Source organism: Cognatishimia sp. MH4019 (assembly GCF_020177595.1).
Lineage (GTDB): Bacteria > Pseudomonadota > Alphaproteobacteria > Rhodobacterales > Rhodobacteraceae > JAHTBL01.
Genome location: NZ_JAHTBL010000003.1, coordinates 374,254 through 394,892, shown reverse-complemented (window position 1 = coordinate 394,892; position 20,639 = coordinate 374,254). Strand labels below are relative to the sequence as shown.

The 20,639-nt window shown below is 59.6% G+C and carries 20 protein-coding genes; 9 read left to right on the top strand and 11 right to left on the bottom strand.

Features of this window, described 5'->3' with window-relative positions; genetic code table 11:
• The first annotated feature begins 266 nt into the window (after window positions 1-266).
• Window positions 267-1,328, top strand: a complete 1,062-nt coding sequence (locus KUW67_RS08030; RefSeq protein ID WP_224824775.1) for a hypothetical protein — start codon at window positions 267-269, stop codon at window positions 1,326-1,328.
• Between the two features lie 117 nt (window positions 1,329-1,445).
• Here KUW67_RS08030 and KUW67_RS08025 read toward each other — a convergent pair whose 3' ends face one another.
• The 5 genes from KUW67_RS08025 to KUW67_RS08005 all read right to left on the bottom strand — a co-directional run bounded on the left by KUW67_RS08025 (window position 1,446) and on the right by KUW67_RS08005 (window position 5,352).
• The gene (locus tag KUW67_RS08025; RefSeq protein ID WP_224824774.1) at window positions 1,446-2,030 is read right to left on the bottom strand and encodes an HNH endonuclease; all 585 of its coding nucleotides are present in this window, start codon (window positions 2,028-2,030) and stop codon (window positions 1,446-1,448) included.
• 256 nt (window positions 2,031-2,286) lie between these two features.
• Complete coding sequence (locus tag KUW67_RS08020) at window positions 2,287-2,955, bottom strand: alpha/beta hydrolase (protein ID WP_224824773.1); 669 nt, start codon at window positions 2,953-2,955, stop codon at window positions 2,287-2,289.
• On the bottom strand, window positions 2,952-3,596 hold the full coding sequence (locus KUW67_RS08015) for a DNA-3-methyladenine glycosylase (RefSeq protein WP_224824772.1): 645 nt from the start codon (window positions 3,594-3,596) through the stop codon (window positions 2,952-2,954). Before KUW67_RS08015 ends, KUW67_RS08020 begins: the two co-directional genes overlap by 4 nt.
• Window positions 3,578-4,306 carry a cobalt-precorrin-6A reductase gene (locus KUW67_RS08010; protein WP_224824771.1) on the bottom strand — a complete coding sequence of 243 codons (729 nt, stop codon included), beginning with the start codon at window positions 4,304-4,306 and terminating at the stop codon, window positions 3,578-3,580. Before KUW67_RS08010 ends, KUW67_RS08015 begins: the two co-directional genes overlap by 19 nt.
• Window positions 4,303-5,352, bottom strand: a complete 1,050-nt coding sequence (locus tag KUW67_RS08005) for a cobalt-precorrin-5B (C(1))-methyltransferase (RefSeq protein ID WP_224824770.1) — start codon at window positions 5,350-5,352, stop codon at window positions 4,303-4,305. The genes KUW67_RS08010 and KUW67_RS08005 overlap by 4 nt, the downstream gene beginning before the upstream one ends.
• A 99-nt stretch (window positions 5,353-5,451) precedes the next feature.
• Here KUW67_RS08005 and cobA point away from each other — a divergent pair, with 99 nt between their 5' ends.
• Genes cobA through KUW67_RS07990 form a run of 3 tightly spaced genes read left to right on the top strand, consistent with a single transcriptional unit; the run spans window position 5,452 to window position 8,860 of the window.
• Window positions 5,452-6,303 (top strand): uroporphyrinogen-III C-methyltransferase, encoded by an 852-nt coding sequence (cobA, locus tag KUW67_RS08000; protein WP_224824769.1) that lies wholly within the window; start codon window positions 5,452-5,454, stop codon window positions 6,301-6,303.
• Window positions 6,304-6,320: 17 nt separating this feature from the next.
• A complete protein-coding gene (locus KUW67_RS07995) occupies window positions 6,321-7,607 on the top strand; it encodes a cobyrinate a,c-diamide synthase (protein WP_224824768.1) in 1,287 nt (428 codons plus the stop codon).
• A gap of 23 nt (window positions 7,608-7,630) precedes the next feature.
• Window positions 7,631-8,860: an MFS transporter gene (locus KUW67_RS07990; RefSeq protein WP_224824767.1), complete on the top strand. Its 1,230-nt coding sequence runs from the start codon at window positions 7,631-7,633 to the stop codon at window positions 8,858-8,860.
• Here the strand turns inward: KUW67_RS07990 and KUW67_RS07985 are convergent.
• Both KUW67_RS07985 and cysS read right to left on the bottom strand, forming a co-directional pair.
• Complete coding sequence (locus KUW67_RS07985) at window positions 8,844-9,608, bottom strand: squalene/phytoene synthase family protein (RefSeq protein ID WP_224824766.1); 765 nt, start codon at window positions 9,606-9,608, stop codon at window positions 8,844-8,846. The two genes, KUW67_RS07990 and KUW67_RS07985, sit on opposite strands and share 17 nt — an antisense overlap.
• Window positions 9,598-10,962 carry a cysteine--tRNA ligase gene (cysS, locus tag KUW67_RS07980; RefSeq protein WP_224824765.1) on the bottom strand — a complete coding sequence of 455 codons (1,365 nt, stop codon included), beginning with the start codon at window positions 10,960-10,962 and terminating at the stop codon, window positions 9,598-9,600. Before cysS ends, KUW67_RS07985 begins: the two co-directional genes overlap by 11 nt.
• 212 nt (window positions 10,963-11,174) lie before the next feature.
• On the opposite strand from cysS, the gene KUW67_RS07975 reads away from it, so the two are divergent.
• Window positions 11,175-11,969, top strand: coding sequence for an isocitrate lyase/phosphoenolpyruvate mutase family protein (locus tag KUW67_RS07975; RefSeq protein ID WP_224824764.1), 795 nt, complete (start codon window positions 11,175-11,177; stop codon window positions 11,967-11,969).
• Between the two features lie 48 nt (window positions 11,970-12,017).
• Here the strand turns inward: KUW67_RS07975 and KUW67_RS07970 are convergent, their stop codons facing one another.
• From KUW67_RS07970 to KUW67_RS07960, 3 genes are all read right to left on the bottom strand, one after another.
• Window positions 12,018-13,370, bottom strand: a complete 1,353-nt coding sequence (locus KUW67_RS07970) for a TRAP transporter large permease (RefSeq protein ID WP_224824763.1) — start codon at window positions 13,368-13,370, stop codon at window positions 12,018-12,020.
• The gene (locus KUW67_RS07965; protein ID WP_224824762.1) at window positions 13,367-13,951 is read right to left on the bottom strand and encodes a TRAP transporter small permease; all 585 of its coding nucleotides are present in this window, start codon (window positions 13,949-13,951) and stop codon (window positions 13,367-13,369) included. The genes KUW67_RS07970 and KUW67_RS07965 overlap by 4 nt, the downstream gene beginning before the upstream one ends.
• Window positions 13,952-14,020: 69 nt before the next feature.
• Entirely contained in the window at window positions 14,021-14,872 is an 852-nt protein-coding gene (locus KUW67_RS07960) for a neutral zinc metallopeptidase (RefSeq protein ID WP_224824761.1), read from the bottom strand.
• Between the two features lie 108 nt (window positions 14,873-14,980).
• On the opposite strand from KUW67_RS07960, the gene KUW67_RS07955 reads away from it, so the two are divergent.
• Together KUW67_RS07955 and KUW67_RS07950 are read left to right on the top strand one after the other, a co-directional pair.
• Window positions 14,981-15,559 carry a YqaA family protein gene (locus tag KUW67_RS07955; RefSeq protein ID WP_224824760.1) on the top strand — a complete coding sequence of 193 codons (579 nt, stop codon included), beginning with the start codon at window positions 14,981-14,983 and terminating at the stop codon, window positions 15,557-15,559.
• Window positions 15,556-16,020: a disulfide bond formation protein B gene (locus KUW67_RS07950; protein WP_224824759.1), complete on the top strand. Its 465-nt coding sequence runs from the start codon at window positions 15,556-15,558 to the stop codon at window positions 16,018-16,020. Before KUW67_RS07955 ends, KUW67_RS07950 begins: the two co-directional genes overlap by 4 nt.
• On the opposite strand, the gene KUW67_RS07945 is transcribed toward KUW67_RS07950, so the two are convergent.
• Entirely contained in the window at window positions 16,007-16,276 is a 270-nt protein-coding gene (locus KUW67_RS07945) for an usg protein (protein WP_224824758.1), read from the bottom strand. The two genes, KUW67_RS07950 and KUW67_RS07945, sit on opposite strands and share 14 nt — an antisense overlap.
• A gap of 192 nt (window positions 16,277-16,468) precedes the next feature.
• Between KUW67_RS07945 and gyrA the strand changes: the two genes are divergently transcribed.
• Window positions 16,469-19,228 (top strand): DNA gyrase subunit A, encoded by a 2,760-nt coding sequence (gene gyrA, locus KUW67_RS07940; protein ID WP_224824757.1) that lies wholly within the window; start codon window positions 16,469-16,471, stop codon window positions 19,226-19,228.
• Window positions 19,229-19,273: 45 nt separating this feature from the next.
• Window positions 19,274-20,629 carry a methylenetetrahydrofolate--tRNA-(uracil(54)-C(5))-methyltransferase (FADH(2)-oxidizing) TrmFO gene (gene trmFO, locus KUW67_RS07935; protein WP_224824756.1) on the top strand — a complete coding sequence of 452 codons (1,356 nt, stop codon included), beginning with the start codon at window positions 19,274-19,276 and terminating at the stop codon, window positions 20,627-20,629.
• Window positions 20,630-20,639: the final 10 nt, after the last annotated feature.

Sequence of the window (20,639 nt, the reverse complement as noted above, 5' to 3'; positions counted from 1 at the left end):
AAAGCTCAAGCCGATGGACCCAGCCTTTGAGTAAGAGCGCGGTCCTACTTCGGACATCCCAGTAAATTAACGCGATGACGCAAACCAAAGCGTCAGAAAAGAAGAGTTTTTCAACAAAATCAGCCCATATCTACCGAATGCTGCGATGTGACCAAATAGGACCGCAGCGCCGAAAGCGGAAATTGGCATCGTCGAGATTGGCCCTCAACTGCGCCCGAAGCTGATTAGACTTGAATGGGCGCTGCCTATGGACCAAATGTCAAAAGATGAGCATTGAAAACACCCCAAAAGACATTCGCACTGCTGATTTTTTTCATCATATCGACATGGGTTTCTTGAACCGTAGGTTGGCGATCAGCGCGCTTGGTCCCCTCAGAGATCAGTACTTGGAACGGGTACAACCGGGATCGGATCACATGACGGTTTTGCGGAATGACCACTTGCTGGTTACCATGTTGATTGATGTTTTCACCAAAGTTGGAGTTCCGACGTTGGCGGAGGCGCTTACTATTGGGCGCCCCAAGTCAAGCTTTATGAGTATAGAAAGGTTGGAGGGTTGCCCGGAAATTTACACTGAGAAGAGGGTCTCCCACGAAGTACATTTGGAAATTGATGTCGGGAAGCCCGTCTCGCTCTCCTATCATACGACGCACATGGTTGCTGATACAGGGACGATGACTCTCTCGGAGGGTTATCAGAAAGGGTATTATCAAGCGGTCATTGGAGTTCTCCATGACAAAGTTGATCGGTTCGAGATTGAGCCAATCGTCATTGGTGCGCCTTGGCTCGATCACCCGAGAAACTACGAAGATGGCGACAAAGATGTCATGTGGTATGGCCAGTTATTCGGTGAACTCCTGCCAGAGGACATTGAAGAGTTCTCCAAGCTGCGTGAGACAAAGGTGGAAAGTGCAGACGAGTGGATGTCTGTAATGCGGAAAACGCCGGAAGAGCATGTGAAGCAGTCAATCGCGAACTTGCTGAAAGAACCGACAAAGGCAGACTGGGGTGGAGAAGAGAATGATCACTTTTCTGCCAACGCGACAGTAGGGGGACGTCGGCGAACTGCAGCTTTCTTGCTCAAGGGACCGACAAAATTTCAAGAAATGACGCCTGCGATGTGTGGCAAGAACGGGGATCAAATTTACAGATTGGTGCGAGTTGGGGCGGATATCTCTGTTGTTCAGCACTCGCACTTGATCGGCACAGCCGTGCGTGAGACTCTCAAGTCGATGGTTGTCCAACCTGGAAGGTCCGGCAAGTTCTGCCTGATGGACGGTCAAGCAACGTATCGACTTCTGAAAGCATATGACTTGCTAACTGTATAGCTAAAGGAAAAGCGCCGGTTCAGGCCTTTTCGGTGATTTTGCTGATGTCGCCAAGCGCTCAGAGCGGTCATTTTTTGAGGGAATAACAACGGCAGCTTTGTCCGCAAAGCGGCCAACTCACGCCTCCAGCTCCGCATCCCAGTACAGAAAATCCATCCAGCTCTCATGCAGGTGGTTCGGCGGGAACTTTCGGCCCAGATTGCGCAGCTCTTCCGAGCCTGGCTGACGCGGCGGTTTGCGCAATGCCATGCCCGCCTGCTTCAAAGACCGCGAGCCTTTCTTCAGGTTGCACTTCGAACAGGCCGCCACAACGTTTTCCCAACTCGTCACCCCACCCCGCGCGCGAGGGACGACGTGGTCAAAGGTCAGATCTCCGGTGGACGAGCAATACTGACACGCAAATTCGTCCCTCAGAAATAAATTAAAGCGCGTGAAGGCCACGCGCTTTTGAGGTTTCACATAGTCTTTCAGCACCACCACCGACGGTATTCGGATCGTCGTCGACGGGCTGTGCACCACGTCGTCATATTCAGCGACGATATTGACCCGATCCAGCCACGCCGCTTTGATCGCATCCTGCCAGGGCCACAGCGACAGCGGGTAATAGGAGAGCGGCCGATAATCCGCGTTCAGCACCAGCGCGGGCTTGTGCTTGAGGTTGTTGGGTTCGCGTACAAAGTTCGTCCTGAATGCGCCGTCCATGCGAGCAAAATCTCCGCGTCCTGAGCCTGTGTCCTGGCATCAAGGCGGGAGCCCCGCCCCAACACTTGTCTCGACTATATATCGCGTCTGAATTCGGGCAACCCCCTTCATATGCGATACTGTCGCAGCCGGGGTAGCCGATCAGGATCACAAATCTATGACAGCTGCGCGCCAGGCAAAATGTATGTACAGATGCCATACACACGCCATACGCAAACCATACCGGAACCAGACGTGCTGTCCGCACCCTTTCGGGTTACTCGTATCCCAGATGTTTGCGCATGAAACCCAGCGCGACACTCAGCCCATCGGGCGCAATGCCATGCGCCGTGCCTTTCATGACATGGGCGTAAATCTCGGTGAAGCCTGCCTCCTGCAAGGCCTCCGCCGCCTCCGGCAGCGATTGCGGCGGCACCACATCATCGGCATCCCCATGGATCAGCACAATCGGCATTTTGGAGACGGTCTCATCCCCCAAAACCTCTGGCTGCAAAAGCCGCCCCGAGAACGCGACGATCCCTGCCACCGGGTCCTCGCGACGTGGCGCGACATGCAGGGACATCATCGTACCTTGGGAAAAACCGAATAAAATCAATTGCTCAGGCAGCATGTCTTCATCGACCAGAAGCCCGTCCAGAAAGGCGTTCAGATCGTTGGAGGCCGCTTGCAGGCCTGCCGCTGCGTCCTCTTCCGACGATCCGTCGATCCATGGGATCGGAAACCATTGCAGCCCGCCAAAGAGCCCCGAAATGCTTTCGGGCGCATCCGGTGCCACGAACAACGTGTCCGGCATATGCTCGGCCAGTGGCTCGGCCAGACCGATCAGGTCTTTGCCATTCGCCCCGTATCCGTGCAGGAAAACCACGACCGACCGTGCCTCTCCCGATAGCGGCTCGACCCGCTCTGCCCGTAATGCTCGTGTCATCTTATGCCCTCTCGATCCTTTTCCACCTTGTAGTAGGCCCACAACAACCGCGCCGCAACGCCCCGCCACGGCGACCAGCTTTCTGCCATCTGCCGCAGCGCGCGGTCCTTGGGGCGTTCGTTCAATTCAAAGAGACTGCGAGCGGCTTCCTGAAGGGCCAGATCCCCCGGCGCAAAGACATCCGCACGACCCAGCGAGAACATGGCGTAGATCTCGGCAGTCCAAACGCCGATGCCGGGCACTTCGACAAGTGTCTTGATAACCTCATCCGTCGGCACCTCGCGCAGCGCTTTGTAGTTGATACCGGCCTTGGCCAACTCCTTGGCGTAGCGCACTTTTTGACGACTGAGCCCGCAGGCGCGCAGATCCTCTTCGCTGGCCCACATCACTTTGCGCGGCCCGGTCAGACCTGCTGCCTTGACCCGCTTCCAGATTGCATCAGCCGCAGCCACGCTGACCTGCTGGCTGACAATCGCATTCAAAAGTGTGGCGTAGCCATCGGATTTCAGGCGCAACGGCAACGGGCCGGTTCGCCCGTAGGCGTGCGCGAAACGCGGCTCGATCTTGCTCAGATACGCTGCCCCTTCGGCCACGCAATCATGGCCCCGGATCACCCGTTCATTCATAATCCGCGCACCCATGCCATTGCCGCATCGACCGTTTCCACCCGCGGCGCGTCTGGTTGCGGTGGACGTGCGATCATCAGAACGCGCAACCCGATCCGGCGCGCAGCCTCCAGCTTGGAAAAGCTGGTCGCCCCGCCTGCATTCTTGACCACAAGCCAGTTCACCGAGAGTTTTTGGAACAACGTAATTTCATCCTCGACCGAGAACGGCGGACGCCCGATGACATATTCGCCGTTGGAGAACGGAAACGGCCCGTCGGGCGCATCAATCTGACGACAATAGATATAGCGCGCTTGCAGATCCGCAAATTTTTCAAGCGTCTGGCGACCGGTCGCCAAAAACACCACATCTGAGGGCGCGATATGCTGTGCAGCTTCAGCCTCTTGCGCGATCATCGTCCAATGGTCCTTCGCCTCTGGCCGCCATTGGGGACGTAAAAGTTGGCAGTGGGGAATGCCATCTTCAGCACAGATGGCAGCGGTGCGGTGTGAAATACGGTGGGCAAATGGATGTGTTGCGTCCAAAACGGCCGTGATCTGCGCATCTTTAAGATATGCGCGAAACCCGGCTTCCCCCCCAAAGCCGCCAATGCGTGTGGGGATAAGGGGCATCGTTGGCGCCCGCGTGGCGCCCGCCAAGGACGCGACAGCCGCAATATCCTCGTCGGCCAATTGCGTGGCCAGATCGCGCGCTTCTGCCGTTCCTGAAAGCAGCAAAAGCGTCATGCGCCCGCCCGTGCCAGAACGTTGCCTGCGCGATCAATCACCACGATATCTGCCGTGATTTGGGTGTCTTTCAAAAGCGCCTGCACCCGCGCCAATCCGCGGCACGCCACCATCTGTGCCATGGGTGCGCCCGCCATCTCATAAGCGGCCAGCGCCGTGTTGGCTGTTGCGAGATCGGGCCGCTCCAAATCCTCTGCCAAAGCCTCGAAATCCACCTGAGAGCGCCCGGAATGCAGATCAACCGCCCCTTGCGCAAGCTTCGTCATTTTACCGATGCCACCGCCAATGGTGATCCGCCTCACCGGATGCTTGGCGAGGTATTTCAGCAAGCCCCCCGCAAAATCCCCCATATCGAGCATGGCGTGATCCGGCAGCCCGTAAAGCTCCTGCACCACCCGCTCGCTCGTGGCCCCGGTGCAGCCCGCCACGTGGGTCAGCCCGTCGGCGCGCGCCACGTCGATGCCCCGATGGATCGAGGCGATCCAGGCGGCGCAACTGAACGGGCGCACGATGCCGGTCGTGCCAAGGATCGACAGACCGCCTTCGATCCCCAATCGCGGGTTCCAGGTTTTCAGCGCAAGCTCTGCACCCCCCGGAATGCTGATCGTGATCTCGACATCCTTTGTCTGCCCAAACTGCGCTGCCATCTCGGACACGACACCTTCCATCATCGCGCGCGGCACCGGATTGATCGCGGGCTCTCCCACCGCGATTGGCAGCCCCGGTTTTGTAACCTGTCCAACGCCCTCTCCTGCTTTGAAAACAATGCCTTGGGTTGCGTTCTTCACCTTCGCTATTATCAAGGCTCCGTGGGTGACATCCGGGTCGTCGCCTGCGTCCTTGGTGATACCGACCTCGGCCCAGTCCTCGCCCGCTGCGTGATGGGCCAAAGGGAAAACCGGGGTCTCGCCCTTCGGCAAGGTGATCTGCACCTCGCCCGGAAACGCGCCGCCCCAAAGCCGCATCAGCGCCGCTTTCACAGCGGCGGTCGCACAAGCGCCTGTGGTCCAGCCACGGCGCAAATCTCCAGTTGGTTTGCGGGCCATCGGGGCGACTATAGGCACAAGCGGGGCGTGCCGCCAACGGGGTAAACGGTGTCGCTTTGTCCCCTTTCCTCAGAGACTTGGGGGCTGCATAAACACGTTATGACCGACTCGCTTTCTCTGCCCGCCTCCAACTGGCCTGTTCTCGAACAAGGTTGGGTCTGGCTGTGCGGCGCGGGTCCCGGCGATCCGGGGCTGCTGACACTGCATGCGCTGAATGCGCTGCGGCAGGCAGATGTGATCGTATATGATGCGCTTGTGCAGACCGACATTCTGGAATGGGCGCCTCAGGCCGAGCATATCTACGCAGGCAAACGCGGCGGAAAACCTTCGGCAAAACAACGGGATATCTCGTTGCGGCTGGTCGAACTGGCGCGCGCGGGCAAACGCGTTCTGCGGCTCAAGGGTGGCGATCCTTTCGTCTTCGGACGCGGCGGAGAAGAGGCGCAAACTCTTGTGCAACACGGCATTCCCATCCGCATTATCCCTGGCATCACCGCAGGCATTGGCGGGTTGGCCTATGCAGGCATCCCCGTGACCCACCGCGATGTGAACCAGTCGGTCACCTTTGTGACAGGTCACGATCAGACCGGCGACGCGACCGGGTCGCTGGATTGGAAGGCGATCGCCCAAGGGTCACAGGTGATCGTGATCTATATGGGAATGAAGCATATCGGGCGGATCGTATCAGAATTGCTTGCCGCCGGACGCCCATTGTCAGAGCCGGTCGGTCTGGTCACCACGGCCACGACCGCCGATCAGAAAGTGCTGGAAAGCACGCTTGGCACGTTGGAGGCGGATATTGCCGCTGCAGGGCTGGAACCCCCGGCGGTGATTTGCGTCGGGCGGTCGGTCTTGATGCGTCAGGCGCTCGATTGGCAGTCGATGGCGCAAGGTATCGCGCCGCGCAATCTGGACCCGCTGGATCGGGGACGTCCCGCGGAAGCCGGATAGCTTTAAGTTAGCTCCGCATGTGTCTGCTTCAAAAAGGTTTTATTATCTCTGCACCAAGCTCTGGATGCGGAAAAACAACGATCACCCTCGGCCTATTGCGCGCCCTTAAGCAGCGTGGCGTGCCGGTTCGAAGTGCGAAATCCGGGCCGGATTATATAGATCCGCGCTTTCATGAGGCCGCCTCGGGCGCACCATGCGTAAACCTCGATGCTTGGGCGATGTCATCGGGTCGCATCGCGGCTTTGGCAGCGGGTGATGGCACACTGATCGTCGAAGGCGCGATGGGCCTTTTCGATGGCGCGCCCCCTGACGGTGTGGGTGCGACTGCCGATCTTTCCCGACTTTTGGGTCTGCCCGTGGTTCTGGTCGTCGATGCCGCGCGCATGGCGCAATCGGTGGCACCTTTGGTTGCGGGCTTCGCAGGGCACGACAGCGCGGTTCAAATTGCAGGCGTGATCCTGAACCGCGTCGGCAGCCCACGGCACGAAAGAATGCTTCGTGCAGCTCTTGGACCTCTCGGTCTCCCCGTGCTTGGCGTGGTGCCGCGCGAGGCTGGTCTTGCCCATCCGTCCCGGCATTTAGGGCTGGTTCAGGCGCAAGAACGCCCTGATCTTGAGGCCTTTCTTGATGGCGCCGCCGCGACCATGGCTGGGGCGCTGGATCTGGATGCTTTGACCGCGCTGCACGCGTCCCGACAAACCACTGCTGAAAGCAAGAGCCTCACGCCACCAGCCCAACGAATCGCAATCGCTCAGGACGCGGCTTTCGCTTTTGCTTACCCTCATATCCTGTCCGATTGGCAAGCAGTCGGGGCTGAGGTGACGCCCTTTTCGCCCTTGGCCGATGAGGCTGCACCAGAGGCGGATTTGATCCTCCTTCCGGGTGGGTATCCGGAGCTTTATGCAGGTCGTATCGCGAACAATGAAACCTTCATAAACAGCATCAAGATAACCTCTGAAGATACTGATATATATGGGGAATGTGGAGGATACATAGTGATGGGGGACGGCCTGATGGATGCAGACGGCACCCGTCACGCCATGCTGGGCCTCTTACGGCTGGAGACATCCTTTGCCCAGCGGAAGCTCCACCTCGGATATCGGAATTTGCGCGCAGTTGGTGGGCCTTTTCCCGGCGCGTGGGCAGCACACGAGTTTCACTACGCGACCACGATAAAGGCAAAAGGTCTGCCCCTGTTTGAAGCGCAGGATGCCGAAGGCACCCGACTGCCGGATATGGGGCTGCGAGAGGGCCGTGCCTGCGGCTCCTTTGCGCACCTGATCGACCAGCGCTTGCCCGACTGAACTTAACGGTTTACTGCACCTTCATGACCACCATCGCCACCGATATCCCCGACGACAGCCGTGCCAAGCGGAACGTATGGGTTTTGGTGGCAGCCCAAGCGATTTTGGGCAGCCAGATCACGATGATCATGGTGATCGGCGGGTTGGCAGGCCAGCAAATGGCCCCGATCCTGTGCCTTGCGACCTTGCCCATCTCGATGATGGTGTTCGGCTCAATGACCACCGCACCCTGGCTGAGCGCCTTCATGCAGACCCATGGGCGCCGCAATGGCTTTCTGGTGGGCGCGACCGGCGGTCTGATCGGGTCGATGATCGCGGCCTATGCCCTGACAATCGGCAATTTCTGGATCTTCCTGCTCGGCAGTTACATGACCGGCATCTATATGTCGGCGCAGGGTTTTTACCGCTTTGCCGCGACCGACACCGCCTCGGACGCATATCGGCCAAAAGCAATCAGCTATGTGCTGGCGGGTGGCCTATTGGCCGCACTTATTGGGCCGCAATTGGTTAAGGTGACGCTGGATCTGACCGCTGTCACTTTCCTTGGGACCTATATTGTCGCGATCCTGATCAACCTTTTCGGGATGCTGTTGTTCTTTCTGCTCGATATCCCCAAGCCGCCCAAACTGGAACAGGACGCGCCTGCGGGACGCACGCGGATGGAGTTGTTGAAAGACCCCAAAATCCTTGTGGCGATCATCTGCGCGATGGTCAGTTATGCGCTGATGACGCTGGTGATGACCTCGACGCCGCTGGCGGTTGTGGGTTGTGGCTTCTCGCCCGGTAATGCGGCAGACGTGGTCAGCGCCCATGTACTGGCGATGTTCGCGCCATCGTTTTTCACAGGGCATCTGATCGTGCGGTTTGGCGCAGAAAAGATCGTATCGCTTGGCCTTTTCATCCTTGCGCTTGCCGGCATGGTCGCGCTGTCAGGGGTCGAGCTTGAGCAATTCTTTATCGCCCTGGTCCTGCTGGGCGTCGGCTGGAACTTCGGCTTTATCGGTGCAACAGCGATGCTGACGGCGGCCCAACGCCCGGAAGAACGCGGACGTGTGCAAGGCATGAATGACACGATCGTTTTCGGCTGCGTGACATTGGCATCGCTTGCCTCGGGCGGGTTGATGAACTGCTCGGGCGGATCAGTTGTCGAAGGGTGGACAGCGGTGAACCTGGCCATGGCGCCGTTCCTGATCCTTGCAGGCGGCGCGCTGATCTGGCTGACCCTGCGCCCTAAAGCTACCACCGCGCCGTAGCGGATTTCACCATCAAGCTGAGTTTCGCACGAGCAGGACTTGGGTCCAGCGCCCCTTGCACGACGGCTTCCGGATGGCGGGCGGCGGCTTGCAAGACAGGCTCGGCCTTCCACCCCATCAACATCGCCGGGCTTGACTTGGCCGACACGGCGGCCCGGCGCGCGCGCGCCTCGCGGATCAAGGCGATGCCACGCTCGGCCAGAAGACGCACAGCCTCCGGGCGACCATCGACCATGGGCACTTTGCCCCGTGCTTCCAGTTCCGGGACCGCGCGTAGCCAGTTGGCCAGTCCCACACCCCACCCAAAGCCGCGCACTACCTCGGCGCTGGCATCGCCCAAGGCTTGCGCGCAGGTGACCAGCAGATTGGCCGCCGTCGCGGTCAGGTATTCCTCAAAATGTGCCGCATCTTCAAACGGGTCGGCGTAGATATCCCAACGCCGCTCCGCGACCAGACGGTCCAGATCGCGTGCCTGTTTCGGCGTCAGAACCTCTGCCAGCGGTGTCGTGACCTCATGGGCGCGCACAAGGCGGCCTTCGGCGATCTCTTCCAACGCATCGCGCCACCATTGCAGGCGCATTTCGGCGATCATCGGCTCTTGAGTAACCCAAGGCGCGCGCGAAACCTCGACATTGAAAGCGATGATTGGAAAGAGGATGCGCCGCGCCTCTACCGGACCGGCCATAATCGCGAGAAACCGCTCGGGATCGCCGCGCTCGACGATCCCTGCGCAGGCCTCAAAGCTCATCGAGCTTGCTTGGGTCGAAATTCGGCCCGGCCTCCCATGTGGCGCCATCGGCGGTGTCTTTCACGATGACGCCCGCCGCAGCGAAGCCATCGCGCAGCGCATCCGCACGGGCGAAGTCCTTGGCTTTGCGGGCCTCGGCACGTTCTTGCAGCAGCGCCTCGATCCGCGCGCCGTGATCGCCGGTATCGACCTGATCCCAACCGCCCAACGGGTCCGTCAAAAGGCCAAGCATCTGCGCCGAGGCTTTCAGCGTCGCGACATCGCCTTCACTGGCCAAACGGAACAGCTCTGCGATGGCCCCGGCTGTGTTCAGATCATCTGCCAAGGCTTCAATCACAGCCTCCGACATCTCACCCGGTTCCACGTCCGCTGTCATCTCTCGCCATTTGCGCAAGGTCGCTTCGGCATCCGCGCGCTTGCGGTCGGTCCAGTCCATCGGCTTGCGGTAATGCGTGCCAAGCATGACGAAACGCACGACCTCACCAGGAATGCCCTGATCCAGCAAGTCGCGGATCGTGAAGAAATTGCCAAGGGATTTCGACATCTTCTTGCCCTCTACCTGCAGCATCTCATTGTGCAGCCAGATCTGTGCGAATTGCCCGTCAGGATGCGCGCAGCAGCTTTGCGCAACTTCATTTTCATGATGCGGAAACATCAGATCGGTGCCGCCGCCATGGATATCGAAAGACGGCCCGAACAGCGCATCGGTCATGGCCGAGCATTCGATATGCCAGCCCGGACGGCCCCGGCCCCAAGGGCTGTCCCATCCCGGCAGATCATCCGAGGAGGGCTTCCACAGCACGAAATCCATCGGGTTTTTCTTATAGGGCGCGACCTCGACCCGCGCGCCCGCGATCATGTCGTCAACCGACCGTCCCGACAGCGCGCCGTAGCTGTCAAAGCTGTCCACGGCGAACAGCACATGCCCTTCGGCGGCATAGGCATGCCCCTTGGCGATCAGGTCTTCGATCATCGCGACCATCTCGGCAATATAGGCAGTCGCGCGCGGTTCGTGGTTGGGGCGCAATGCGCCAAGCGCATCCATATCGGCATGATACCAGCCGATGGTTTCTTGTGTGATTTCGGAAATCGACCGCCCGCTTTCCGCCGCCCGCGTGTTGATCTTGTCGTCCACATCGGTGAAATTGCGTGCATAGGTGACGTGATCCGCGCCATAGACATGACGCAGCAGTCGGTAGAGCACATCAAACATCAGCACATTGCGCGAGTTACCAAGATGGGCGCGGTCATAGACCGTCGGTCCGCACAGATACATCCGCACGTTATCGGCCTCTAAGGGCGTGAACTCCTCTTTCCGGCGGGTCTTGGAGTTATGCAAACGGATCTGGGTCATGGAATGGTCCTCGCGGGCTTGAGCGCGGCTTAGCAAGTCATCTGTCGGGTGAAAAGGCGGGATGCGCGAAAGCGCAGAGGCAATCGCGGATTAAGCGCGGCAGAGGCAACAGATCCAGTCCATGACATTGGTATAGGCGGCACTGGCGCAAAAATCTAGCGCCACGCGGATTTGAAGCGTAGCGTGGCGAGGATTTGCGAAAGGACACCGCCATGACCAGCTTCCGCGACCTGCACCAGCCGGGCAATCCGTTCATTCTAGCCAATGCGTGGGATATCGGCTCTGCCAAGATGCTTGTCGCGATGGGCGCGCAAGCGATCGGGACGTCTTCGGCTGCCCATGGCTTCACTTTGGGCGTGCCCGACGCCAATGTGCCGCGCGATCAAGCCCTGGCGCATGCGCAGGATCTGGTGGCCGCGGTCAATGTGCCGGTCTCAGGCGATTTCGAGAACGGCTATGGCGATGATCCCGACATTTGCGCTGAAACCGTGCGCCTCTCGGCCGAGGCTGGCCTGGCCGGCATCTGTATCGAAGACACGGCCCTTCCAGGCAGTGATCCTTATGATGTTGCGTTGGCGAGCGAACGCATGCGCGCCGCCGCGTCGGCGGCCAAAGCGCTTGGCAAAGACTTCTTTCTGGTCGGGCGCACGGATGTTTTGCTGCTGGAAACAGAGCCACTCGATCGGGCCATTGCGCGTTTGCAGGCGTTTGAGGCGGCAGGCGTCGATGGGCTTTATGCCCCCGGCGTCAAATCGCTGGAGGATTTGAAAGCCATCGTCGATGCGACCTCCCTGCCCGTCAATGCGCTGGCGATTGCGCCATTTCAAAGCGTCCCGCTATCAGCGCTTGCCAAAACCGGCATCGCCCGCGTCTCCCTTGGCTCAGCGCTGGCACGCGCCACCCAACGCACGCTTCACGACGCGGCCAAGGCGATGTTGGAGGACGGCGACTTCAGCCTGCTTGCCCATGGCATCTCTGGCGACACAGTCGATAAGATGCTGAGCTAGCTTTCGCTTTTTGCAAATATCCTCGCGCGGCAGCGCGAAACACGCAGCTTAAAACGCCACGCCCACCAGCCATAGCGTCAAGGCGGGAAACGCCACAAGAATGCCAACGCGCACCAGATCGGACAGCACAAACGGCGTCACGCCCCGGTAGGTCTGCCCCATCGGAATATCCCGCGCGACGCCGTTGATAATGAACAGGTTCATCCCGACCGGGGGCGTTATCAGCCCGACCTCCACCACGATCAGCGCAAGGATTCCGAACCAGATCGCTGTTTCCTCGGCGGTCATGCCGAAATCCAGCACTTCGATGATGGGTAGGAAAAGGGGCACGGTCAGCAAGATCATCGACAAGCTGTCCATCACACAGCCAAAGATCAGATAGCAGAGCAGCATGACCAGCAGCACGGTGATCGGCAAAAAACCTTGGGTGGTCACCCAATCGGCCAGCAAATCCGGCGCGCGGGTCAGGGCGAGGAACCCTTTGAGGATCTCTGCCCCCAACAGGATGAAAAAGATCATGCCTGTCGCTTTGGCCGTTTGCAGAATGGTCAGTTTGAAGCCTTCCCAATCCAGCTTGCCGGTGACGACGCCATAAAGCCCGGTCGCGGCGGCCCCAAAGGCGGCGGCCTCGTTCGGGGTGAACAGCGCTTGAGTGCCGGGCCGGAACCAGTTCCAGTCGGCAATAATGCCGCCCATGGTCAGCCCGAAGATCACGAACACCGGCCACGTGGCTTTAAGCGTCTTAAAGCGCTGCGCGTATGGAATGCGCGGTGCGGTGCTGGCCGAGTTGGGTCGTACACGGACATAGATCGCAACTGTCAGGATGTAGCCAAGGGCGGCCAGAACGCCTGGGATCAAAGCGGCCATGAACATCTTGACGATATTCTGCTCGGCCATGATCGCGTAGATCACAAGGATGATCGACGGCGGAATAAGAATGCCCAACGTGCCACCTGCCGCGAGAACACCTGTGCTGAGCGCATCGGAATAGCCCCTCGCCCGCATCTCTGGCAGGGCCACCTGCCCCATGGTCGACGCGGTTGCCAGTGACGACCCGCAAATTGCGCCAAACCCTGCACAAGCCCCAACCGACGCCATGGCGACACCGCCTTTACGGTGGCCCAGCCAGTCAGAGGCCGCCTCAAATAGGGCTGCCGACATGCCGGTACGGGTTGCGAATTGCCCCATCAGCAGGAACAGCGGAACGATGGCAAGGCCAGGGTTCGAGAACGTCTCGTAGCTGAGCGATTTCAACTGCGCGAGTGCACCGGTCGGCACGCCGATCACATACCAGCTGCCGAAAAACCCGGTCAGCCCCATCGCGAGCGCGATCGGCACGCGCAGGAAGATGCCCACCAGCATGCAACCAAACGCTGTAAGAGCGAGGGCAAGGCCGGTCACAGCTGCGGCTCCTGCCCGTCGATCACCCAATTGAGCGACCGCCAGACCGTATAGGCCGCCACGATCACCATCAGCGCCGCGCCGATCAGGGCGGCTGTGTAAGGCATCCAGACAGGGATTTGCAGCTCATAGGTTGTCTCGGCGAAGAAGGGTTTGAACCCCATGCCAAGCGCGTCACGCAGCGCGTCTGAGCCGTAGGGAAACTTCTCTCCCCAGCCGAAGTAAAGCTGGCGCGCGATCACCGCAGAGACAGCCAGCACCAGCACATCGCCCAGAAACCCGAACACCGCGATGGCGCGCGACGACAGCCGGTTGATGAAGATGTCCACGGTCACATGCCCACGGCGCAATTGGCACCACGGCAGGAAGGCGAAGATCGCAATCGCACAGCCATTTGCCACCAGCTCATAGTCCCCCGGCACCGGGCCCAATCCATAGCCCGTCAGCGCCCGCCCGATGATCGACACGACCGTCATCAGAGACAACGCGACCAGCAGGATGCCGCCCAGAATCGCCCAGCCTTTGGCCAATGCCGCGACCCCGCGCCCAACCCGGGTTTCCATTTGCACTGCCAGTGCCATCTGCGCCTCTGCCTTATCCGGGTTCGCGTTTGGCGCATCTAGCGCGGCACAGGCGATGCAATCAACTGGTTATAGGCGCTGTGCGCTGAAGGTGTCGCAGTTTTGAATTTGCGGATCGTTGTAGCCGCGTGCGAACCAGCGCTGGCGTTGTTCGGAAGTGCCATGGGTGAAGCTATGCGGATTGGGGGCGCGGCCTGCATTGCGTTGCAGCGTGTCATCGCCGATCTGACGTGCGGCATTCATCGCCTCGTCCAGATCTCCGCGTTCCAGCGTATTGAACCGTTCTTGCGCGTAGCGCGCCCAGATCCCGCTGAAGCAGTCGGCCTGCAGCTCAATCCGGACCGAAATCGCATTGGCCCGCGCTAAAGAAGACTGCGCGCGGATGCGGTTGGCCTGCCCCAGAATGCCCAGCTCGTTCTGGACGTGATGCGCGACCTCATGGGCCACGACATAGGCGGCGGCAAAATCGCCGGATGCGCCCAATTGCCGGCTCAGCGTGGTGAAGAAGGCTGTGTCCAGATAGGCCTTCTCGTCCGCCGGGCAGTAGAATGGCCCCGACGCGCCGCGCGCGCCGCCACAAGGCGAACGGGTGAGGCCTTTGAAAAGCACCAGCGTCGGAGGATCATACCGCTCTCCGATCTGAGTGCGGAAAATCTCGGACCAGACCTCTTCGGTGTCGGCCAGAGTGACCGAGACAAACTGTGCTGCGTCCTCGTCGGCTTGCGTGATCTCGGTTTGCCCGCCGCCCGTCACCTGGCCCCCGCCGCCTTGCAAAAGCGGCGTGACGTCGACCCCCAGAAAGAGGCCGATCAAAACGACCACGACAAGCCCGATCCCGCCAATGCCCCCGGTCCGGGCCACCCCGCCTGACCGTCTGCGATCCTCAATGTTTCGACTGCCCCGCCGTCCCCGCCATTTCATCGCTTATTCCTTCTTAATCACAGCCATCCTAGCAGGCGACAAACGCATCTCAACCTTGACGCTTGGCCAATCCCATGGCCTAAGACAAAAAACAAACCGAGCAGTCCCATGATCAGACGCCTTTACGACTGGACCTTGTCGCTGGCCGAGTCGCCCTATGCCTTGTGGGCGTTGGCGGCGGTTGCCTTTATGGAGAGCTCGTTCTTTCCGATCCCGCCGGATTTGCTGATGATCCCGATGATCCTGGCCACACCACGCCGCGCGTTTTTGATCGCAGGCGTCGCGCTGGTCTCGTCGGTGCTGGGCGGGCTTTTTGGCTATGCGATCGGCGCGCTGGCCTATGATACGCTGGGCGCACCGGTGCTGATGGCCTTGGGCAAAGAAGCTTACTTCGAGCAGTTCACCACCCGCTACAATGAATGGGGCCTCTGGGTCGTGCTGACGGCGGGCGTGACCCCCTTCCCTTATAAGGTGATCACGATCCTGTCCGGGGCGACGGGGCTGAACCTGCCCGTCTTCATCCTCACCTCCATCGTGGCACGCGGCCTGCGCTTCTTCGTCGTCGCTTGGCTTTTGTGGAAATTCGGCGCACCCATTCGTGATTTCATCGAAAAGCGGCTGGGGCTTATGTTTACCCTGTTCATCATCCTGCTCTTTGGAAGTTTCTACCTGGTGCGCTTCCTATGACCCGTAACAGCCTGATCTATCTGGCCGCTGGCGGCTCTCTTGCCTTGCTGATGGGTGCCTGGGCCTTTCAGTATATTGGCGGCATGGCGCCTTGTGCCATGTGTTATTGGCAGCGCTGGCCCCATATGGCCGCCGTGCCAATCGGCATTCTGGCTGTCGCGGCATCCGGAATGATCCTGCCGCTTCTGGGCGCGCTCGCAGCGGCGGCAAGCGGCGGTATCGGCATTTTTCATACCGGGGTCGAGCGGGGCTGGTGGGAAGGCCCTTCCAGTTGCACTTCCGGCGATATCTCGGGCGTCTCTGCTGAAGACCTGCTGGATCAGATCATGACCGCCCCGCTGGTGCGTTGCGACGAGATCGCGTGGGAGATGTTGGGCCTGTCGATGGCCAGTTGGAACGCGGTTGCGTCTTTTGCCTTGATGGCGCTTTGGCTGATGGCGGCGCGCGCTAGTGCAAGGTAAACTCGCCCTTTAGCTGCTGCCATTCCCCGGCGCTTATCTCCTTGCGGTGCACAAAGCGCACGGAATGCAGCGGGCCTTCAATTTCGTCCTGCCAAAACTCAACAAATTTGAAGAGCTTGGGGTGATCTGGCGCCAGGTCATAGTCCTGCCAGAGGAACGTGTTCAGCACATGGGGATAGTCGGGCATGTGGTAGAAAAACTCTGCCGTGGTCAGCCCGTATCCTTGAAGCATCAATTCAGTCTCTGATGATGGCATTTCTGCCTCCTCTTCTGCTCGCTTTGTCTATTGAGACCTGAAAAGAATTACTTTTCAATAAAAACAGTGTGTTATCAGTCTTTACCATCGGCTGACAAGGGGGGGGCGCGCAAATCCGTTGCACCCCATATCGCGGCTCTGATAGAGTGAGACAACAAAATATAGACCTCTCCAGAAGAAGTGGCCGATTACGTGAACGACACCCCGGAAACCCCTGATAACGAAGACGAAAATACGCCCGAGCGTTATGTGTATGACGGGCCGTCCATCTCTATCGCCGATGAGATGAAATCGTCTTACCTCGATTACGCCATGAGCGTGATTGTCAGCCGCGCAATCCCTGATCTGCGTGACGGGTTGAAGCCGGTACACCGCCGCATCCTTTATGCGATGCACGAAACGGGCAACACGCACGACAAATCCTACCGCAAATCCGCCCGCCCGGTGGGCGATGTGATGGGTAAGTACCACCCCCATGGCGACGGCGCGATTTACGACGCGCTGGTGCGGATGGCGCAGGATTTCTCCATGTCGCTGCCTTTGCTGGACGGGCAAGGCAATTTCGGCTCGATGGACGGGGATAATCCTGCCGCGATGCGCTATACCGAAGTGCGCATGGACAAGCCTGCCAATGCGCTTCTGGCCGATATCGAGAAAGAGACGGTCGATTTTCAGGACAATTACGACGGTAAGGATCGCGAGCCGACAGTTCTGCCAGCGCGCTTTCCCAATATGCTGGTTAACGGTGCTGGCGGCATCGCCGTCGGTATGGCCACCAATATTCCGCCCCATAACCTTGGGGAGGTCGTGGACGCGACGCTTGCCCTCATCGAAAACCCCGATCTGACGAGCGAAGAGTTGATCGAATATGTGCCGGGTCCAGACTTCCCCACCGGAGGCATCATGCTGGGCCGCTCTGGTGCGCGCAAAGCCTATCTGGAAGGGCGCGGCAGCGTCATCGTCCGCTCGAAAACGCGGGTTGAGGAGATTAGGAAGGACCGCTACGCCATTGTTATTGATGAGATTCCCTATCAGGTGAACAAGGCCACCATGATCGAGAAGATCGCAGAGCAGGTCCGCGACAAAAAGATAGACGGCATCAGTCATGTGCAGGACGAGTCCGACCGTGTCGGCGTCCGTGTGGTGGTTGAGCTGAAGCGCGATGCAACTGCTGAAGTGGTCTTGAACCAACTGTTCCGCTTCACGCCGATGCAGACCTATTTCGGCTGCAATATGCTGGCGCTGAATGGCGGCAAGCCGGAACAGTTAACGCTGCGCCGCTTCCTGACATCTTTCATCGCCTTCCGCGAAGAGGTTGTCGCCCGCCGCACCGCGTTTGAGCTGCGCAAAGCCCGTGAACGCAGCCATGTTCTTTGCGGTCTTGCCGTGGCCGTCACCAATGTGGACGAGATTGTCGCGACCATCCGCTCCTCCGCCGATCCGGCTGAGGCCCGCGAGAAGCTGATGACGCGCCGTTGGCCCGCGGGGGATATCGCCGAATACATCAAGCTGATCGACGATCCGACCCATAAGATGAACGAGGACGGCACCTATAACCTGTCGGAAACACAAGCGCGCGCGATCCTTGAATTGCGCCTCCAGCGTTTGACCGCGATGGGGGTCAAGGAGGTGACGGACGAACTTCAAGAACTCGCTGCAAAGATCAGAGAATACTTGGAAATCCTTGCGTCGCGCGAGCGAATCATGGGCATCATCTCGGACGAGCTGAAAGACGTGCGCGAGAAATTCGCCGTGCCCCGCCGCACCGAGATCGTCGACTGGTCCGGCGATATGGAAGACGAGGACCTGATTGAGCGCGAGGACATGGTCGTTACGGTCACCTCGGGCGGCTATATCAAGCGCACTCCGCTGATTGACTTCCGCGCACAACGCCGCGGTGGCAAAGGCGTGGGCGGTATGGCGACCAAAGAAGACGACGTCGTCACGACGCTTTTCGTCGCGAACACGCACACACAACTGCTGTTCTTCACGACCGATGGCATGGTCTACAAGCTGAAAACTTGGCGGCTTCCGCAGGGTGGCCGGAACGCAAAGGGCAAGGCGATTGTAAACATCCTGCCGATCCCGGTTGGCGTCTCGATCGCGGCGATCATGCCCGTTGATAAGCCCGAGGATGAGTGGGAAAATCTGCAAATCGTCTTTGCCACATCTGCTGGAACTGTGCGCCGTAACGCCTTGTCAGACTTCACGAATGTCAAATCGAACGGCAAGATCGCCATGAAGTTCGAGGGCGAGAATGAAGACGTCAAACTGATCAACGCGCGAATTTGCAGCGACGAAGATGACGTCATGCTGATGACCAATTCCGGCCGCGCGATCCGTTTCCGCAGCACCGATGTGCGGGTGTTCAACTCCCGTGCGTCGTTGGGTGTGCGGGGCATCAAGCTGCAGGGTGACGATCAGGTCGTCTCTATGGCCGTGATCCGGTCATTCGAAGCCGAGGCTGACGAGCGCGCGGGCTACCTCAAGATGCGCCGCGCCATGGCTGGTCTGGCCGATGACGCCGAAATCGAGGATGAAGAAGCCCCCGCTGGCGCGATCAGTCCGGAGCGTTATGCAGAGATGTCAGCGGCAGAGAATCTGATCCTGACGATCACCTCGCAAGGCGCCGGCAAGCTGAGTTCGTCACATGACTACCCCTTGCGCGGGCGTGGTGGCATGGGTGTCGCCGCGATGGACAAAGCCATGCGCGGCGGCCCTGTCGTGGCCAGCTTCCCCGTCGAGATGGACGATCAGATCATGCTGGTAACCTCGCAGGGGCAATCCATCCGCTGCCCGATTGACGGTATCTCCTTCCGCTCTCGCAGCGCGGGCGGCGTGAAGGTGTTCGATACAGCCAAAGGCGAAAGCGTTGTCTCGGTCGCGTGGATCGCCGATCAGGGCGATGCGCTGGAGGATGGCGCGGACGGTGGCGCAGAGCCAGAGGCGTAAAGCGCGCCCTTTTCAACGCCCGTCCCTTGGACTACATCGCAGGTCATGGCACAGACACTTCATATCGTGGGCGGCGGCATGGCCGGGTCCGAGGCCGCATGGCAGGCCGCCAATGCAGGCGTTCAAGTGGTCATCCACGAGATGCGCCCCAAGGTGAAGACCTTCGCGCATCGTACTGGAATGCTTGGGGAAATGGTGTGCTCCAATTCCTTTCGATCCGATGATGACGAGCAAAACGCCGTCGGTCTGCTGCATTGGGAAATGCGCGCAGCGGATGGTCTGATCATGACGACCGCCGACAAGCATAAGCTGCCTGCGGGTGGCGCGTTGGCCGTGGACCGCGACCCATTTGCCGAGAGCGTTACGGCGGCGATCAACGCGCATCCCAATATCAGCGTCAGCTATGATGAGATCACGTCACTACCCGAAGACGGCCATTGGATCATCGCTACCGGGCCACTGACATCCGGCAATTTGGCCGACGCGATTGCAAAAGAAACCGGGGCGGAGGCGCTTGCGTTTTTCGATGCGATCGCGCCGATCATTTACCATGACAGCATCGACATGGACAAAGCCTGGATGCAGTCGCGCTATGACAAAGGCGAGACCGAGGAAGAGCGGACGGCCTATCTGAACTGCCCCATGGACCGCGACCAGTATGAAGCGTTCATCGACGCGCTGCTTGCCGCCGACAAAACGGAGTTCAAGGAAGGCGAGACCGCAGGTTATTTCGACGGTTGCCTCCCGATTGAGGTGATGGCCGAACGCGGTCGGGAGACGCTGCGATTTGGGCCGATGAAACCGGTCGGTCTGACGAACCCGCATCAGCCAGATGTGAAGCCTTACGCAGTGGTGCAATTGCGCCGCGATAATGCTTTAGGAACGCTCTATAACATCGTCGGCTTTCAGACAAAAATGAAATACGGTGCTCAGAAAGACGTACTGCGTATGATCCCCGGTCTTGAGGACACGAGCTTTGCGCGTTTGGGCGGAATACACCGCAACACATTCCTGAACTCCCCTACGTTGCTCGACGATCAGATGCGCCTGAAATCCAAGCCGCATCTTCGGTTTGCAGGCCAAATCACCGGCGTTGAGGGCTATGTCGAAAGCGCGGCCATGGGCCTGCTTGCCGGACGCATGGCGGCCGCCGAGATCCTTGGTCAACCTGTCACGCCACCCCCGCAAGATACTGCAATGGGCGCTTTGATCCGTCACATCACGGGTGGCGCGGATGCCAAAACGTTCCAGCCGATGAATGTCAATTTCGGGCTATTTCTGCCGGTTGATGGGCTCAAAGGCGGGCGGCGCGGCCGCAAGGACCGCTACAAAGCCTATACCGACCGCGCGAAAGCTGCGTGGACTGCGTGGCTGGGCCAATCCGCACGGGCGGTTGCCTGACATCGCCCTG

Coding starts and splice junctions, on each gene's coding strand:
- KUW67_RS08030 (WP_224824775.1), top strand. CDS start 267: ATGAGCATTGAAAACACCCCAAAAGACATTCGCACTGCTGATTTTTTT.
- KUW67_RS08025 (WP_224824774.1), bottom strand. CDS start 2,030: ATGGACGGCGCATTCAGGACGAACTTTGTACGCGAACCCAACAACCTC.
- KUW67_RS08020 (WP_224824773.1), bottom strand. CDS start 2,955: ATGACACGAGCATTACGGGCAGAGCGGGTCGAGCCGCTATCGGGAGAG.
- KUW67_RS08015 (WP_224824772.1), bottom strand. CDS start 3,596: ATGGGTGCGCGGATTATGAATGAACGGGTGATCCGGGGCCATGATTGC.
- KUW67_RS08010 (WP_224824771.1), bottom strand. CDS start 4,306: ATGACGCTTTTGCTGCTTTCAGGAACGGCAGAAGCGCGCGATCTGGCC.
- KUW67_RS08005 (WP_224824770.1), bottom strand. CDS start 5,352: ATGGCCCGCAAACCAACTGGAGATTTGCGCCGTGGCTGGACCACAGGC.
- cobA (WP_224824769.1), top strand. CDS start 5,452: ATGACCGACTCGCTTTCTCTGCCCGCCTCCAACTGGCCTGTTCTCGAA.
- KUW67_RS07995 (WP_224824768.1), top strand. CDS start 6,321: ATGTGTCTGCTTCAAAAAGGTTTTATTATCTCTGCACCAAGCTCTGGA.
- KUW67_RS07990 (WP_224824767.1), top strand. CDS start 7,631: ATGACCACCATCGCCACCGATATCCCCGACGACAGCCGTGCCAAGCGG.
- KUW67_RS07985 (WP_224824766.1), bottom strand. CDS start 9,608: ATGAGCTTTGAGGCCTGCGCAGGGATCGTCGAGCGCGGCGATCCCGAG.
- cysS (WP_224824765.1), bottom strand. CDS start 10,962: ATGACCCAGATCCGTTTGCATAACTCCAAGACCCGCCGGAAAGAGGAG.
- KUW67_RS07975 (WP_224824764.1), top strand. CDS start 11,175: ATGACCAGCTTCCGCGACCTGCACCAGCCGGGCAATCCGTTCATTCTA.
- KUW67_RS07965 (WP_224824762.1), bottom strand. CDS start 13,951: ATGGCACTGGCAGTGCAAATGGAAACCCGGGTTGGGCGCGGGGTCGCG.
- KUW67_RS07960 (WP_224824761.1), bottom strand. CDS start 14,872: ATGAAATGGCGGGGACGGCGGGGCAGTCGAAACATTGAGGATCGCAGA.
- KUW67_RS07955 (WP_224824760.1), top strand. CDS start 14,981: ATGATCAGACGCCTTTACGACTGGACCTTGTCGCTGGCCGAGTCGCCC.
- KUW67_RS07950 (WP_224824759.1), top strand. CDS start 15,556: ATGACCCGTAACAGCCTGATCTATCTGGCCGCTGGCGGCTCTCTTGCC.
- KUW67_RS07945 (WP_224824758.1), bottom strand. CDS start 16,276: ATGCCATCATCAGAGACTGAATTGATGCTTCAAGGATACGGGCTGACC.
- trmFO (WP_224824756.1), top strand. CDS start 19,274: ATGGCACAGACACTTCATATCGTGGGCGGCGGCATGGCCGGGTCCGAG.